17 protein-coding genes are annotated in these 12,528 nt (G+C 38.7%); 7 read left to right on the top strand and 10 right to left on the bottom strand.

Features of this window, described 5'->3' with window-relative positions; translation table 11 throughout:
* The 4 genes from N483_RS08185 to N483_RS08170 form a co-directional block, all read right to left on the bottom strand.
* A partial coding sequence (locus N483_RS08185; RefSeq protein ID WP_155735406.1) for a tetratricopeptide repeat protein occupies positions 1 to 809 on the bottom strand: 809 nt, incomplete at its 3' end.
* A 109-nt stretch (positions 810 to 918) separates the two neighbouring features.
* Positions 919 to 1,149 carry a hypothetical protein gene (locus N483_RS08180; protein WP_023397604.1) on the bottom strand — a complete coding sequence of 77 codons (231 nt, stop codon included), beginning with the start codon at positions 1,147 to 1,149 and terminating at the stop codon, positions 919 to 921.
* Positions 1,150 to 1,751: 602 nt separating this feature from the next.
* Positions 1,752 to 1,961 carry a hypothetical protein gene (locus N483_RS08175; protein WP_023397605.1) on the bottom strand — a complete coding sequence of 70 codons (210 nt, stop codon included), beginning with the start codon at positions 1,959 to 1,961 and terminating at the stop codon, positions 1,752 to 1,754.
* A gap of 5 nt (positions 1,962 to 1,966) precedes the next feature.
* Positions 1,967 to 3,562: a tetratricopeptide repeat protein gene (locus N483_RS08170; RefSeq protein ID WP_063383331.1), complete on the bottom strand. Its 1,596-nt coding sequence runs from the start codon at positions 3,560 to 3,562 to the stop codon at positions 1,967 to 1,969.
* Positions 3,563 to 3,737: 175 nt separating this feature from the next.
* On the opposite strand from N483_RS08170, the gene N483_RS08165 reads away from it, so the two are divergent.
* Together N483_RS08165 and N483_RS08160 are read left to right on the top strand one after the other, a co-directional pair.
* Complete coding sequence (locus N483_RS08165) at positions 3,738 to 4,133, top strand: hypothetical protein (protein ID WP_023398759.1); 396 nt, start codon at positions 3,738 to 3,740, stop codon at positions 4,131 to 4,133.
* 159 nt (positions 4,134 to 4,292) lie between these two features.
* Positions 4,293 to 5,015 (top strand): hypothetical protein, encoded by a 723-nt coding sequence (locus tag N483_RS08160; protein WP_023398760.1) that lies wholly within the window; start codon positions 4,293 to 4,295, stop codon positions 5,013 to 5,015.
* A 266-nt stretch (positions 5,016 to 5,281) separates the two neighbouring features.
* On the opposite strand, the gene N483_RS08155 is transcribed toward N483_RS08160, so the two are convergent.
* Both N483_RS08155 and N483_RS08150 read right to left on the bottom strand, forming a co-directional pair.
* Positions 5,282 to 5,692: a Mor transcription activator family protein gene (locus N483_RS08155; protein WP_023398761.1), complete on the bottom strand. Its 411-nt coding sequence runs from the start codon at positions 5,690 to 5,692 to the stop codon at positions 5,282 to 5,284.
* A 4-nt stretch (positions 5,693 to 5,696) separates the two neighbouring features.
* Positions 5,697 to 5,897 (bottom strand): DUF1737 domain-containing protein, encoded by a 201-nt coding sequence (locus tag N483_RS08150; RefSeq protein WP_023398762.1) that lies wholly within the window; start codon positions 5,895 to 5,897, stop codon positions 5,697 to 5,699.
* Between the two features lie 352 nt (positions 5,898 to 6,249).
* Here N483_RS08150 and N483_RS08145 point away from each other — a divergent pair, with 352 nt between their 5' ends.
* The 3 genes from N483_RS08145 (at position 6,250) to N483_RS08135 (ending at position 9,062) form a co-directional block, all read left to right on the top strand.
* Complete coding sequence (locus tag N483_RS08145; RefSeq protein ID WP_023398763.1) at positions 6,250 to 7,947, top strand: BBE domain-containing protein; 1,698 nt, start codon at positions 6,250 to 6,252, stop codon at positions 7,945 to 7,947.
* A 219-nt stretch (positions 7,948 to 8,166) separates the two neighbouring features.
* Positions 8,167 to 8,382, top strand: a complete 216-nt coding sequence (locus tag N483_RS08140) for a hypothetical protein (protein ID WP_023398764.1) — start codon at positions 8,167 to 8,169, stop codon at positions 8,380 to 8,382.
* 323 nt (positions 8,383 to 8,705) lie between these two features.
* Positions 8,706 to 9,062, top strand: coding sequence for a DUF1428 domain-containing protein (locus N483_RS08135; protein WP_023398765.1), 357 nt, complete (start codon positions 8,706 to 8,708; stop codon positions 9,060 to 9,062).
* A gap of 71 nt (positions 9,063 to 9,133) precedes the next feature.
* Here N483_RS08135 and N483_RS08130 read toward each other — a convergent pair whose 3' ends face one another.
* The 3 genes from N483_RS08130 to N483_RS08115 all read right to left on the bottom strand — a co-directional run bounded on the left by N483_RS08130 (position 9,134) and on the right by N483_RS08115 (position 11,001).
* The gene (locus N483_RS08130) at positions 9,134 to 9,529 is read right to left on the bottom strand and encodes a hypothetical protein (protein WP_023398766.1); all 396 of its coding nucleotides are present in this window, start codon (positions 9,527 to 9,529) and stop codon (positions 9,134 to 9,136) included.
* A gap of 411 nt (positions 9,530 to 9,940) precedes the next feature.
* Entirely contained in the window at positions 9,941 to 10,498 is a 558-nt protein-coding gene (locus N483_RS08120) for a hypothetical protein (protein ID WP_023398768.1), read from the bottom strand.
* Positions 10,498 to 11,001 carry an RNA polymerase sigma factor gene (locus N483_RS08115; RefSeq protein WP_023398769.1) on the bottom strand — a complete coding sequence of 168 codons (504 nt, stop codon included), beginning with the start codon at positions 10,999 to 11,001 and terminating at the stop codon, positions 10,498 to 10,500. The genes N483_RS08120 and N483_RS08115 overlap by 1 nt, the downstream gene beginning before the upstream one ends.
* A gap of 207 nt (positions 11,002 to 11,208) precedes the next feature.
* On the opposite strand from N483_RS08115, the gene N483_RS08110 reads away from it, so the two are divergent.
* Positions 11,209 to 11,487, top strand: coding sequence for a hypothetical protein (locus tag N483_RS08110; protein ID WP_023398770.1), 279 nt, complete (start codon positions 11,209 to 11,211; stop codon positions 11,485 to 11,487).
* 20 nt (positions 11,488 to 11,507) lie between these two features.
* Positions 11,508 to 11,741: a hypothetical protein gene (locus tag N483_RS08105; RefSeq protein ID WP_023398771.1), complete on the top strand. Its 234-nt coding sequence runs from the start codon at positions 11,508 to 11,510 to the stop codon at positions 11,739 to 11,741.
* A gap of 185 nt (positions 11,742 to 11,926) precedes the next feature.
* On the opposite strand, the gene N483_RS08100 is transcribed toward N483_RS08105, so the two are convergent.
* On the bottom strand, positions 11,927 to 12,481 hold the full coding sequence (locus tag N483_RS08100) for a DinB family protein (protein ID WP_023398772.1): 555 nt from the start codon (positions 12,479 to 12,481) through the stop codon (positions 11,927 to 11,929).
* Positions 12,482 to 12,528 lie beyond the last annotated feature (47 nt).

Raw genomic sequence — 12,528 nt, 5'->3', positions numbered from 1 at the left:
GATTCATTGATTTCAAGGCTCTTTTGGTAATATTCAAGTGCCTTATCCAGCTCGCCTTTTATCTGATAAACATTCCCCATGTTGCCATACACACCAGCCATACCTTCTTTATGACCTAGAGATTCATTGATTTCAAGGCTCTTTTGATAATATTGAAGTGCCTTATCCAGCTCGCCTTTTATGCGATAAACATTCCCTATATTGCCATACGATACAGATTTACCTTCATCATTATCGGCCTTTTCAGCCAAGCTTAAAACATGTTGATAAGCTTGTAATGCACTGTCTAATTCACCAGTTCGCTTATAAATAAGGCCAGCCATAGTCCAAGCATTTATATGCTCAGGGTTTAATTGTGTTGCCCTGACAAAATCATCTAGTGTCTGCTTAGACTCATGAAAATAAGTTAACGAACCGCGCTGATAATAATACTCGGCCTGCTTTAGAATGATGTCTTCGTTATCATCAATCAGTTGTGAGAGTAGCGCTCGTGCTTCATCAACATCGCCACTATCTATGATTGCTTGCAATGCAGCATCAACATCCTTGGCGGGCAATTCGTTGTTTTGTTTGCTTTGACTTAAATTAGAGATGATGTCTAGATAGGTTTGAAGCTGCTGCTTGTACTCAGAAATCTCGATTTGCTTTTTATCTAATTCAGCTTTTAAAGCTTCGAATGCTTTCACTGCTATCGGGTCATTGATGACAATATTGCCCGAATTATCTCCGGTAATTTGAACCACAGTTGAGTTATCAGCGCGTGCTGTTTGGAATACGCCGCTTAATTTTTTGAATAGAGATGCTATCAACGTTATATCCTTGTATTGCTTCACAATACAACTCTACTCAACTGGATACTAAAATCAATGTAAACATGAAAGATTTAATGCAGAAATGAAATGGTAAACGGGAGAAGGTTTAACTCACTTTGGGATGTCTAAAAACAAATGTATTTTTATCCAAACTCGAAACGCGCGTTACAGCTGCGCCAGTTGGATCTTTTTGTGCAAACGAACATACGTCACCGGGTTTGATTGTTGTTGGCGTAGGTTGTTTTGACCAGCTTCCATGCGTCGCGTGAAAATTGGTAATTTTGATCGTTGAACTTGTGGAGTTTTTTATATATCCGTAAGTAGAGAAATCGGCCATGATACTTTCCTTTTCTTGTTTAATATATGCCAGCAGTTACAGCGCTAGCTCAAACCTCAATAGAAAGTTTAGATAGGAACACCTAAATAACTATTACACAGTATTACCGTGTAGTAAGTTATTGTTCACAGTTAATTTCAATAGCCAGATTTGCCATAGTTTTTAATTTTCATATCAAAGATATTGAATCGCTGTTGCCATAAGAGCAAGAAGCATTGATAAAAAATAAAGTTAGGCTCCCTATCAGCTCAGGCTTTTATGGAAATAGAATTTGACACAACAACACTAAACAGATCACCAACCAGACTCCAACATTGTATTAAATATATACTGGCACTGACCAACACTCAAGGTTAATCTACTAGTAATTTTTACCATAAAAATTACTCTACTGCTTTTGTCATCTACCTAAAAAAGCCTATTTAACATAACTTTAAACCTGTGTGCTTTGCTCTGTTTCCTGGTTTTACAGCGGATGTATTCCAATAGCGGATTATCAAAACTTCAAACCAAGTGGTAATAATATCGTTCAGTACGGAACGGATAAATTGTTGAGCCAGGATAAAGTAAAAACAGTTTGATTTAACATAAAATGGTAGCTGCTACTTTTTCGGCAGCTCACCTTTGTTATCTCCGCCTATTTGTACGGCGTTTTTAATATTGTTACCCGATATGCTCTGGTTAACGGATTTTAGCGGCTCACAGCGCCCTGACTTTTTGAATATAGCAACAAGTACCCCGACAATGCTCACCAACAGCGTCGATGCACCAATTTGCTCACCAGTACCAAGTGAGGTAAACCACTCAATCATAGCTCTTACTCCTTTGTATTCTCTAGTTCTGCAAGCCAGATAGACACTTGCTCAATTTGAGGTTGTGCGCCCACTTGCTCGAATAATGCCAAGGCCTTTTCCCAATGCGCTTTTGCTTGATTGAGGTCGTCCTGTAGTTCAGATAATATGCCCATATTGGCATACTGATTTGCCATGCCTTCTTTGCTGCCAAAAGATTCATTGATTTCAAGGCTTTTTTGGTAATACTCAAGCGCCTTATCCAATTCGCCTTTTTCTAGGTAAACGTTCCCCATATTACCATACTGGCGCGCCATGCCTTCTTTGCTTCCTAGAGGTTCATAGACTTCAAGGCTCTTTTGATAATACTCAAGCGCCTTATCCAATTCGCCTTGTATTTGGTAAACATTACCCATATTGCCATACTGGCGCGCCATGCCTTCTTTGCTTCCTAGAGATTCATTGACTTCAAGGCTCTTTTGGTAATACTCAAACGCCTTATCAAGTTCACCTTGTGTTTTGTAAACAACCCCCATATTCCCATACTGGCACGCCATGCCTTCTTTATGACCCAAAGGTTCATCGATTTCAAGGCTCATTTGGTAATATTCAAGCGCCTTATCTAGATCGCCTTGTGTTTGGTAAACTGTCCCCATATTACCATACTGGTTAGCCATACCTTCTTTACGACCTAGGGATTCATTGATTTCAAGGCTCTTTTGGTAATATTCAAGCGCCTTATCTAGATCGCCTTGTGTTTGGTAAACTGTCCCCATATTGCAATACTGGTTAGCCATACCTTCTTTACGACCGAAGGATTCATTTAATTCAAGACTCTTTTGGTAATATTCAAGCGCCATATCTAGCTCGCCTTGGATTCGGTAAACAACCCCCATATTACCATACTCATTGGCCATACCTTCTTTACGACCGAAGGATTCATTGATTTCAAGGCTCTTTTGGTAATATTCAAGCGCCTTATCAAGTTCGCCTTTTATTTGGTAAACATTCCCCATATTACAATACGATACAGATTTACTTTCATTATCACCTGTCTTTTCAGCCAAGTTTAAAACATGTTGATAAGCTTGCAATGCGCTGCCTAATTCACCAATGCGCTTATAAATATGGCCTGCCCGATTCCTGGCACTTATATGCTCAGGGTTTAATTGCGTTGCCCTGACAAAATCCTTTAGTGTTTGTTTAGACTCATAAAGATACGTTAACGAACCGCGATGATAATAATACTCGGCCTGTTTGAGAATGATGTCTTCGTTATCGTCAATCAGCTTTGAAAGTAGCGCTTTTGCTTTATCGACATCGCCACTACGTATGATTGCTTGTAATGCAGTATCAACATCCTCGGCGGGTAATTCATTATTCTGTTTGCTTTGGCTTAAATTAGATATGATGTCTAGATAGGTTTGAAGCTGCTGCTTGTATTCAGAAATTTCAATGTGCTTTTTATCTAATTCAGCTTTTAAAGCGTCGAATGCTTTCACTGCTATCGGGTCATTAATGACAATATCACCTGAATTATTTCCAGCAATTTGGACCACAGTTGAGCCATCTGTTTGCACAGTCTGTATTATGTCATTGGATTTTTTAATCAGAGAGTTCATCAACGTTATATCCTTGTATTGCTTCACAATACAACTCTACTTAACTGTTTACTAAAATCAATGCAAACATGAAAGAATTAATGCAGATATGAAAGGTAACTGAGGAAAGGTTTCAACTCACTTCGGGATGTCTAAAAACAAATGTAATTTTATCCAAAATCGAAACGCGCGTTACATGTACGGTGGTTTGAGCAAAAAGCAACTCAAAGACTATTTGTCAGGTCGTACTAAACGAATCTATTTCAAGGGCGTAATGAGTTTCTATCCTCTTGTTAATGATACCAAACAGCTGACAGAACTAGATGGGTGGTTATTGTCTGTTATCTATCGTGCAGTTCAACTCAGAGAGCAGTTACTGCGTGTTAGTTGGAAATATAATCGTTCTCACAGTTTTCCATTTAATCAATCACGAGAACAGTTGTTAAAAAAGTGTGCAAAAACTAAAGTTAAGGGTAAGTATTTACTTGAAATACCAAGCTTTTTACTAATACATCAAGCATTGAAAAAAGGTCTGTTGGAATCGGGCATCGAAAAAGTGATGAATTCTGACTCTTTAAACTACGATTACTAATACAAGCCAGTTAACAAACGCATCAACACGGATTCGTACAACTGTGGCGCTTTTTGCTATTCCCTTCGGGCAAAGAGCGCTCCAGTAGCACTCACCGGTTAAGCGGGCGTCATGTGTTTTGTATAAATGGTCACTATTTTGTATGGAATTGAGGGAGCTATGAACAATTTTTTCAAGCAACAACTGCTTAAAGATAATGAGGACAAGTGGTTGTTGTTAGGGCTTACATTCAGCCTTGTTTTGATAGCTTGGTTCCAATTCATTGCATATGACATGAAAGAGGTGGTGCCTAGAGGGCAACAATGGTCTGATTTGATCGTTAATATTTCGATGTCATATATTGCGGGTTGGATTATCTATATCGTTTCTGTGTTTATTCCCAAAATTGAAAAGTGGCGAAAAGCTAAGAAAATTGTTTATCCATTTTTAAATCAAGTTATTACGACAATAGATGTTTCTATCCTTAACTCGGTCCTGTACCCAAATGAACAATACCGTCCTATACCAAAAGTTTCCACGATGTCATCAGAAGAACTCAGGCGGTGCTTTGACTTTGAAATTTTGAATAAGCCTATAAAAGGCTTTCATGCGGTGTTCTATACTTATGGATTCAAACCTGAGACTAGGTTGGATGAACTTATTTTGTCTACCATTACCCCTCTTGAAAATGTCTTGAATGAACTAAAAGCTTACTACGATATGTTGAGTTATGATGAAGTCAAGCTACTAACAGAAATAGAAAAATCAAGATATTTGCTGTTTGTTGGTGGCACGCTAAGAGCTCAGAATAAACTGGTTTTTGATGTAGATATGTTTATTGAGCTATTTGAATCTGTTCGATCATTAGAGCTGCTAATTAGTCACCCAGAAGAACACACATAAAAAGGCATTGAAGAGTGATTCGCAACGCTTGGCGCTTTCGCTTCGATCACACCTTACTGCGGCGTTAGCCCATAGAAACTTTTATGCGAAATTCACCTAATATAGACGACGAACTAAAACGTTTATGACCAAAAATGAGTTAGGGCGGGAGTCTGTTTTCGAACATTTTACTTTCTCAAAAATCAAATCTGATACGCCATATTCAAGAATCAAATAAACCAGCCCCCACACCTAACAACGAAGGCTGATCAACACATTTAAAAAAATTACAACTTCAACTCCATTTGCTTGTGCGCATCGCCTACTAAAAGCGGTGCGCCATTGACTTCGGAGGTCACTATTATGTTGATCATTTGTCTGGTCAACTTATAGCGGCGAACCAAATCTTGGACAGAAGCGCCCTGCTTAAAATCCTCTCTTAATTTAATGTTCCGCAGCTGAATCATGATTTTGTCTAGCTTTGGTATTTGATAAGTGCTGCCAGCATGGTTATACAATGCCCTTGCCATATCAACGCTAAACCGCTTACAAAATTCGTGATTAGGCGTTGGCTTGTCGGGAATAAAAAACAAGTTACCCTGCTCTTCACTTGAGGCGTTTACGGCATCATCCAGCCCCATAACCTTTACAAACAACCGTAAACCGTGTGGCAGCAAAGATGCATCAGGATGAAGCATCGTTTCAGTATGACCTTAAATTGATCCCATCATGAAATTCTTCATCAGGCACATCTTTGATTAAAGCCTGACCCGCTATAGGGGTTTTTCCGTTGAATGTTATGGTCGGACTACCGTGCAACTGCCAGCCATCGTTAAGTGATTTTGATACGCGCATACAAAATACTTCATCATCAGGCCCGGTAACGAATCTATATAGTTTCATTTGGAATTTCTCCTATTCCAGTTATTTTTTGCCCACTTAAATAAGTGAACTTTGAAATGCTAACTTGTATATTGTATTCAATAAAGGTAAAGATCAACCTATATATCATGAGTCGCTGTAAAGCAGCTTAACGCTCGCAAGTTCTTTGGTGTTTTAAAGCTTCAATGCTAGATCCCTAGGTTTGCTTCGATAAATATATTTCTAGCTGTTCTTTTACGTCGGTAAGGTTCAGATAAATGGAGGCAAGTAACGGCGTAATATCTGTGTAATGGACTTCAACCCTCCTCTACCTATTCTAGAGTTCTGTATGGTTTATAAACAAATAAATCATTAAACTCGTGAAGGAGACGTTATGAATAAAAATGATCGAATGGCTCAACCAACTCTTAGTGATCGACAAGGTTTTAACCGTCGTTGGTTTGCAAATAATGCAGATTTGAAGGTTTATAGACCAACAAGTCGTGCGGAAGTCGTGTTGGCTTTTCAAGATATTATTGATGCTAAAGACATTGAGCCACATGAAGTTCAAATAACTTGCGGCCGTCACTGTTATGAAAGTTTCGTATATAACGGTGAAACCAAAGCGATTATAGATGTAGGGAGTTTAAACGGTTTCGAATACTCTAAAAAGTCCGATACTATTGAAATGGAAATTGGCCTCAGTAATTGGGAAATGTATCGCGTACTAAACAATATGTATAAGCGTACCCTACCCGCCGGAAGCTGTTACTCTGTTGGCTTGGGAGGCCATGTTACGGGTGGTGGTTACGGTTTATTGTCTCGAATGTATGGTCTTGCGATGGATTACTTGGTTGGCGTTTACATCGTTGTGCAAAACTCGAGCGGTGATGCCGAAGAACTTTATTGTGACCAAGATCAGCACTGTGACTTATTTTGGGGAGTTAAAGGCGGTGGTGGTGGACAATTTGGCATTATCACAAAATTGATATTTAAAGATGCACCGCCTTCACCAGAGAGAATGTACACAATAAACTTTTCATGGGATTGGCAGGACGAAAACGGCGACTATTTGTCTCAAGAACAGTTCACACAAATTATTCGCTTATTTGAAAAGTCTTTTTGTGACCAAGACCCACAAACTTGGCATGTTTGGGCTAATATGCTTCTCAATCATAAAGACGCAAAAAACATTTCAATCACTGCTTTTGTTTACTATATTCCAGAGTATCATGGCGATTGGGCTGCATTTGAATTAAAGGAGCGCAATAAGTTTAGTGCGATCCTCAAAAAAGCGAATCAAATAAAGCTATTATCAAAAGGTGATTTTACTCTATTTGGCCACCCTCACATTCCAAGCTCGAGAGGGTTAAATAGCTATGCAAACAACTTAAAAGACAACTTTATTGATTATACTTTAAGAGATTACACCTATCTCAATGGTACACAGCAAGTTAGTCCCTCTGGTCCTAATAGTTTTGGTAAATACAAATCAGCATATCTAACCAAATATTGGACTGAACACATGATCAATAGTGCCTACGCATTTTTAAGAAAACCTATCTCTTATCAAGATGGCGATCATGCTACACGGGCAGATATGGCTCGCTCTTTAATACAGATCGACAGCTATGGCGGAAAAATAAACACCGTAGAGCCAAAAGACACCGCAATTGTTCAACGCTCTTCTATTATGAAGCTGCAATATCAAACCTACTGGGATAACAAAATGCCCCCAGGTTTGGATAACACAGCGCAAGCTGATGCACACGTGAATTGGCTAAACGACATGTATAAGACGATATATGCCGTTTCTGGTGGTGTACCAGATCCTAGGTTCTCAGACCGTGTGGATGGTTGTTATTACAATTATCCTGATGTGGATTTGGGTTCAATTAAAAACGGCCCGGAAAGTTTAGAGCATGCACTAATGTTGTACTTCGGAGATAATCTACCGCGCTTAAAACAGGTTAAAGCAAAGTACAACCCACAGGGGTGGTTTGGCAATGTCCAAAGTGTCCAAACATATTGCCAAGAGATAACAACTGAAAATGCTCAAAGCAAATCTAAAAGTAAGGCTAAAAATATGTAAGTAAACTAAGGGCTAATGGCGGTTAGGTGTATTAGCCCTTTGAATGTTTGATGATCTGTCTCAGACGCAGTGAGTAGTTAAGTGTACTTGCTAGGATTTTTATTAGCTCCTTTATTTACAGAGGAGTTTGCTATAGGATCCCCACTCTCTCGAGTGAGCCAAATAAGATGGCTCGCTCATCATTGCAAATAAGCTCTAAGCTATTAAGAGGATTTTTCAGTGTCACCTGAATCGATGACAGATTTAATCATAACTTTAGTTTTACTTTTGGTTTCAGTAGGCATGGCATTTCAAGGCAAAGTTTTGAAGGCAAATATGGCCGATAAAGATGCGGAAAATGCGAAGAAAATTGAAAAAAAAGCAAACCTGCTCGTCATGTGTGGGTCGTTTGTTGCAATCATACAAGTTATTAAACTTGGTTCATTTTTGCTATAGATATACAGCTTAAGTTACGTAAAAAAATAAGGCCGTCGGAAAAAAGTAAAGTCCGACGCCTACTACTGCTCACCCATTCTCGCTACTTATATTTATCGTGATTGCTCAAACGGCTAATCTACATTCAATATCTTCCTCTTATAACATGCACTTGTGTGCGCAATTGCTTGTGCGGTTAATGGCGCATTGGCGTCAACTCAGAAATATTCGTGTCACGGTTTACTGTATTTCAGAAACCTTTTAACGGTAATACATGATGTGGCAAAGCAGGTGATTTGCACTACGATTAGTGGACCTATAGGTAAAAACTAATTGGAATCAAAATGGCTTATGTAGATGGATTTGTCTTGGCAGTGCCTAATCAAAATAAAAGTGAATACCTACGCATGGCGCAGCTTTCTGCTGAGATATTCAAAGAATATGGTGCACTTAGTGTGGTTGAATGTTGGGGAGATGACGTACCCGATGGCGAACAGACATCATTCCCGCTAGCAGTAAAGTGCGAAGCCGAAGAAACAGTGTGTTTCTCTTGGGTTTTTTGGCCTTCAAAAGAAATCAGAGATGAAGGTATGGCAAAGTGTCATAATGACGAACGAATGAAAGCCATGTGCGAAGGTGCAATGCCATTTGATGGCAAGAGGTTGATTTATGGTGGGTTCGAAGTGATTTTGAATGCTTAAGCCGGTTGTCGGATATAAAGCCCGAACTCAGTTCTAAACTAAGTTCGGGATGTGTGTATATCTCTAGAATACTAGGAAATTTCCACTTCTTTAAACTCGTCGCAACTGCGAATAAGCTCATGAAAAAATATAAAACATGGATCTGTCAGGGACATTTTATTTTGGCCAAAAAGCCTTTGTTTTAAACTTTGACGTTTATCTATTTGGAGCACCCACTCTAGTTCCGGTGCTGAGTCTTCTTCAGGTGAATAAAATACACTTGCACCGATCAAATAGTGATTGTCTTCAAACGTTAGAGTACTATACCACCCCCAGTCTTCAGCGGCTGGATCGCAGATATCTAACTGTCCGTTTAATTTACTTTTTAACCAAATTAATAGTGATTCACCATAAATTGGAGTAATAGGATTTATCTGCTCTTGTGTAACATCAAACTTTTCGGTTTTAAAGTGAATTGCCAGATTCATTGAGTATCCTTACAAAAAATTGGACAAAAAACAGTATAATGCTAGGGGTTAATACTGCCAATAACCCTGCAAGTTTTGGGCTAGAAAGCCCTTCTACGCGAGGGGTTGTAGAGCGAGTAATAAAATTATAGATATGCTCTGCGCTAAATAATACAAACACTGCTCCTAAAGCTAAAGCTAATGCAAATGAACTTGCTTCTAAAAATATAGCCCAGCCAAACAACATCGTCAGAATAAAGGCGATAAGTGCAGTTGCATATTTGCTTATTAAACTATTGATAATAAATCACCTCTGAGGGTAAAACATGCCCATTTTTATACCAAAAATTAAATTGAGCACATTGAAGCACCAATTTTAACCCCTATCAGTACCTTTGAGGCTGACGCTATTTGCCTAAAAGAGCCTATGCCCTACTGTTCCAATGCAGACAACACCTCTTTGGCTTTTTTGTTTTTGCGAGCAAAGAATACAATAGATGCAAGTAAAACCAGAAACGATATGCCAATATTAAGCAAGTCTGAAATGGTACAATTCAAAAAATAGCATCTAGCTATAGCAAATACCATGAGCGCTGCAACGAATATCCAAGTCGCTTTCACACTTAATGTCCATCTAAATATTTCGTTTTTTATTAATTTGCTGTGTACTTCGATAGAAGTGCTGATCTGTTCACTTCTAAGTTGTCTTAAGCTACTTAGCCTGCTTTTGTTCATTAACACAAAGATGGTAATACCCCATACGGTTGCAAAACCTACCCAGAGCTGTTTGATTAGATCAAAGCCCTTGAATAAAGAGACCACAAAAAACACGCTCACTGCCAGAATAGCCACCAACTCAATACAAAAGTTGACCTTCAAAACGAGGTGTTGCCTTTTGTGCCGTTTAAGTAAAGTGTCCATTTCAGGTAATTCTTTTTGCTCTGCTGACTGCCAAATTGACGATAATTGTTCAAACTCTTTATTATCCATTATTTCATTCTCGCTAATAAATTTGCTAGTTGCTCTTTCGCTCTATGTAATCGGATCCCGACATTCGAATCGCTTATTCCCAAAACATCGCCAATTTCTACATTGTTTAAATCTTCCAGCTTAAGCAGCATAACTTGCCTTAAGCTCAGTGGTAGCTTATGGATTGCAATCAATAGCTGCTGTTGTCTTTGAGCTTGCAATGTATGCGACTCCGGCGAGTCTCGCTCACATACCGTCGTATCATCAAGTTGATCTTCTGATATGCGGCTATGACGCCTGATATGATCAATGGCTGTGTTGTGTATTACTCGATAAACATATGTATTGAGTGAACATTGTTCACTAAAACCATCGAGTGAACGCCAGATTGAGAGCGCCATCTCTTGTGCCAACTCATCTGAAAGCGCTGTGCGATTTTCATACCCTGTTGCAGCTCGGCTTATTTGCGGCCAATACTGCGAGATAATGCTGTCTTTATCTAAGTCCTTGGTGGGTGTTGTCAACGCTTTATACCTCCAGTTTATTTTTATTATTAGTCGATGCAGATACCGGATCATTACACTTTTTTTGAATTATTTTTTTCTGCTTAAATTTTGATTGTTTTTGCAATTTTATAACGAAAATAAAAATCAAAAAAATATGTAATGGACTCATTTTTCTATCGACTAATAAGTACAAACTACACATTTTTAACATAAAAAGGGGTAAGCATGTCATTGCTAAACAAGATTAGGTTGCAAAACAAAACACGTTTGTTGGGTGCCGCATGGGCATTGGTTGCATTTAGTTGGGTGACCATGTTCATTGTAATTTTTATATCAGAAACTAAAAGTATTGAAATAGCCGTAACGACATTTGCAGCAGTCACTACTGAAGCTGCAATTTGGTGTACCGCGGCTGTCCTTGGGGTAAGCATTGCTGAAGGGCGAAAAGTTGCGCTACGCACTATTAAAAATAAACTGTTGGGCAAAAGCCGCCAACAAAGTTAACCTAAGATTGAGGTATTACCATGAAAACAAATCAATTTAATGACAAAACAATGCTAGTTGCTTGGCTATTTACCCTATTATGCTGGGGTAATACAGCACTGGTTATGGTTTTTTCACCATTTGTTGTGTTAGAAGTGACGGCACTTTGTTTTGCTATAGTTGCAACACAAATCACTTTTTACGTCACTAAACGCGTCGCAGAACAAAACCCATTGGTCGCGTCAGTTTATAAGAACTTATTCGGGGATTGTTAGACAAGATAAACTAAAGCCCTATTACCTCGAAAAATGTGCGCATGGTTCATTTTGGTTGTCATTTCACCATGCGTACACTGTATCAGTACTTGTATTTCATACTAAATATTGTGTAAATGTATCTTGAGCTTTGTACTCTACTTAGTCAAAACGACAAAAAATAGAGTCTCTATATTTAAATGTTGTCAGGATCCGCTTTTAAATTGTGCATCAGGAATATCAATCAAAAAATCTGTGATACCTATGTCTATCCCAAGTTGGCTAAGTAATGTTGAAAGTTGACCTCTATGGTGGGTTTGGTGATTGAATAAATGAGCTACTAATTCACTAAACTCCCTCTCACTGGTATGGCCTTTCGTATCACTATATACCAGTGTTTCGTGGAAATCAGACTCGTCAACTTCATTGTTTATCCAACAAAGAATTGCATTATCAATGCGGTTTCGTACCGGTAAATACAACTCAAAGTCTTTATAAAGTATAACATCAAGATCTGTTGGGACTGGTAGGTCATTTAAATCAGCTAGTGATTGATATCGCTTCGAATGCTGAGCAAATCGTAACAGCCAAATCATATCACCAATTAAGATATGATTGAGAGTGCCTAAGATAGAGTCAAAAAATGCTCCCCTATCTGATGTTATTTGTTCGTGGCTCAACATACTTGTGGCTTCATTGAGCTGTGTATTCATCCGTAGGTTATATTGCGCCATCAATTTAAAGTGTGACAGATAGTTCATTTCTTTGCCCCTATTTTGTATATCCATAGCTTCAGCGACTACTTTGC

Source organism: Pseudoalteromonas luteoviolacea NCIMB 1944, assembly GCF_001625565.1.
Taxonomy (GTDB): domain Bacteria; phylum Pseudomonadota; class Gammaproteobacteria; order Enterobacterales; family Alteromonadaceae; genus Pseudoalteromonas; species Pseudoalteromonas luteoviolacea_F.
This window is presented reverse-complemented; position numbering and strand designations above follow the sequence as displayed.

Coding starts and splice junctions, on each gene's coding strand:
- N483_RS08130 (WP_023398766.1), bottom strand. CDS start 9,529: ATGAATCTGGCAATTCACTTTAAAACCGAAAAGTTTGATGTTACACAA.
- N483_RS08110 (WP_023398770.1), top strand. CDS start 11,209: ATGTCATTGCTAAACAAGATTAGGTTGCAAAACAAAACACGTTTGTTG.
- N483_RS08150 (WP_023398762.1), bottom strand. CDS start 5,897: ATGAAACTATATAGATTCGTTACCGGGCCTGATGATGAAGTATTTTGT.
- N483_RS08175 (WP_023397605.1), bottom strand. CDS start 1,961: ATGATTGAGTGGTTTACCTCACTTGGTACTGGTGAGCAAATTGGTGCA.
- N483_RS08120 (WP_023398768.1), bottom strand. CDS start 10,498: ATGGATAATAAAGAGTTTGAACAATTATCGTCAATTTGGCAGTCAGCA.
- N483_RS08155 (WP_023398761.1), bottom strand. CDS start 5,692: ATGCTTCATCCTGATGCATCTTTGCTGCCACACGGTTTACGGTTGTTT.
- N483_RS08160 (WP_023398760.1), top strand. CDS start 4,293: ATGAACAATTTTTTCAAGCAACAACTGCTTAAAGATAATGAGGACAAG.
- N483_RS08165 (WP_023398759.1), top strand. CDS start 3,738: ATGTACGGTGGTTTGAGCAAAAAGCAACTCAAAGACTATTTGTCAGGT.
- N483_RS08170 (WP_063383331.1), bottom strand. CDS start 3,562: ATGAACTCTCTGATTAAAAAATCCAATGACATAATACAGACTGTGCAA.
- N483_RS08100 (WP_023398772.1), bottom strand. CDS start 12,481: ATGAACTATCTGTCACACTTTAAATTGATGGCGCAATATAACCTACGG.
- N483_RS08180 (WP_023397604.1), bottom strand. CDS start 1,149: ATGGCCGATTTCTCTACTTACGGATATATAAAAAACTCCACAAGTTCA.
- N483_RS08135 (WP_023398765.1), top strand. CDS start 8,706: ATGGCTTATGTAGATGGATTTGTCTTGGCAGTGCCTAATCAAAATAAA.
- N483_RS08105 (WP_023398771.1), top strand. CDS start 11,508: ATGAAAACAAATCAATTTAATGACAAAACAATGCTAGTTGCTTGGCTA.
- N483_RS08145 (WP_023398763.1), top strand. CDS start 6,250: ATGAATAAAAATGATCGAATGGCTCAACCAACTCTTAGTGATCGACAA.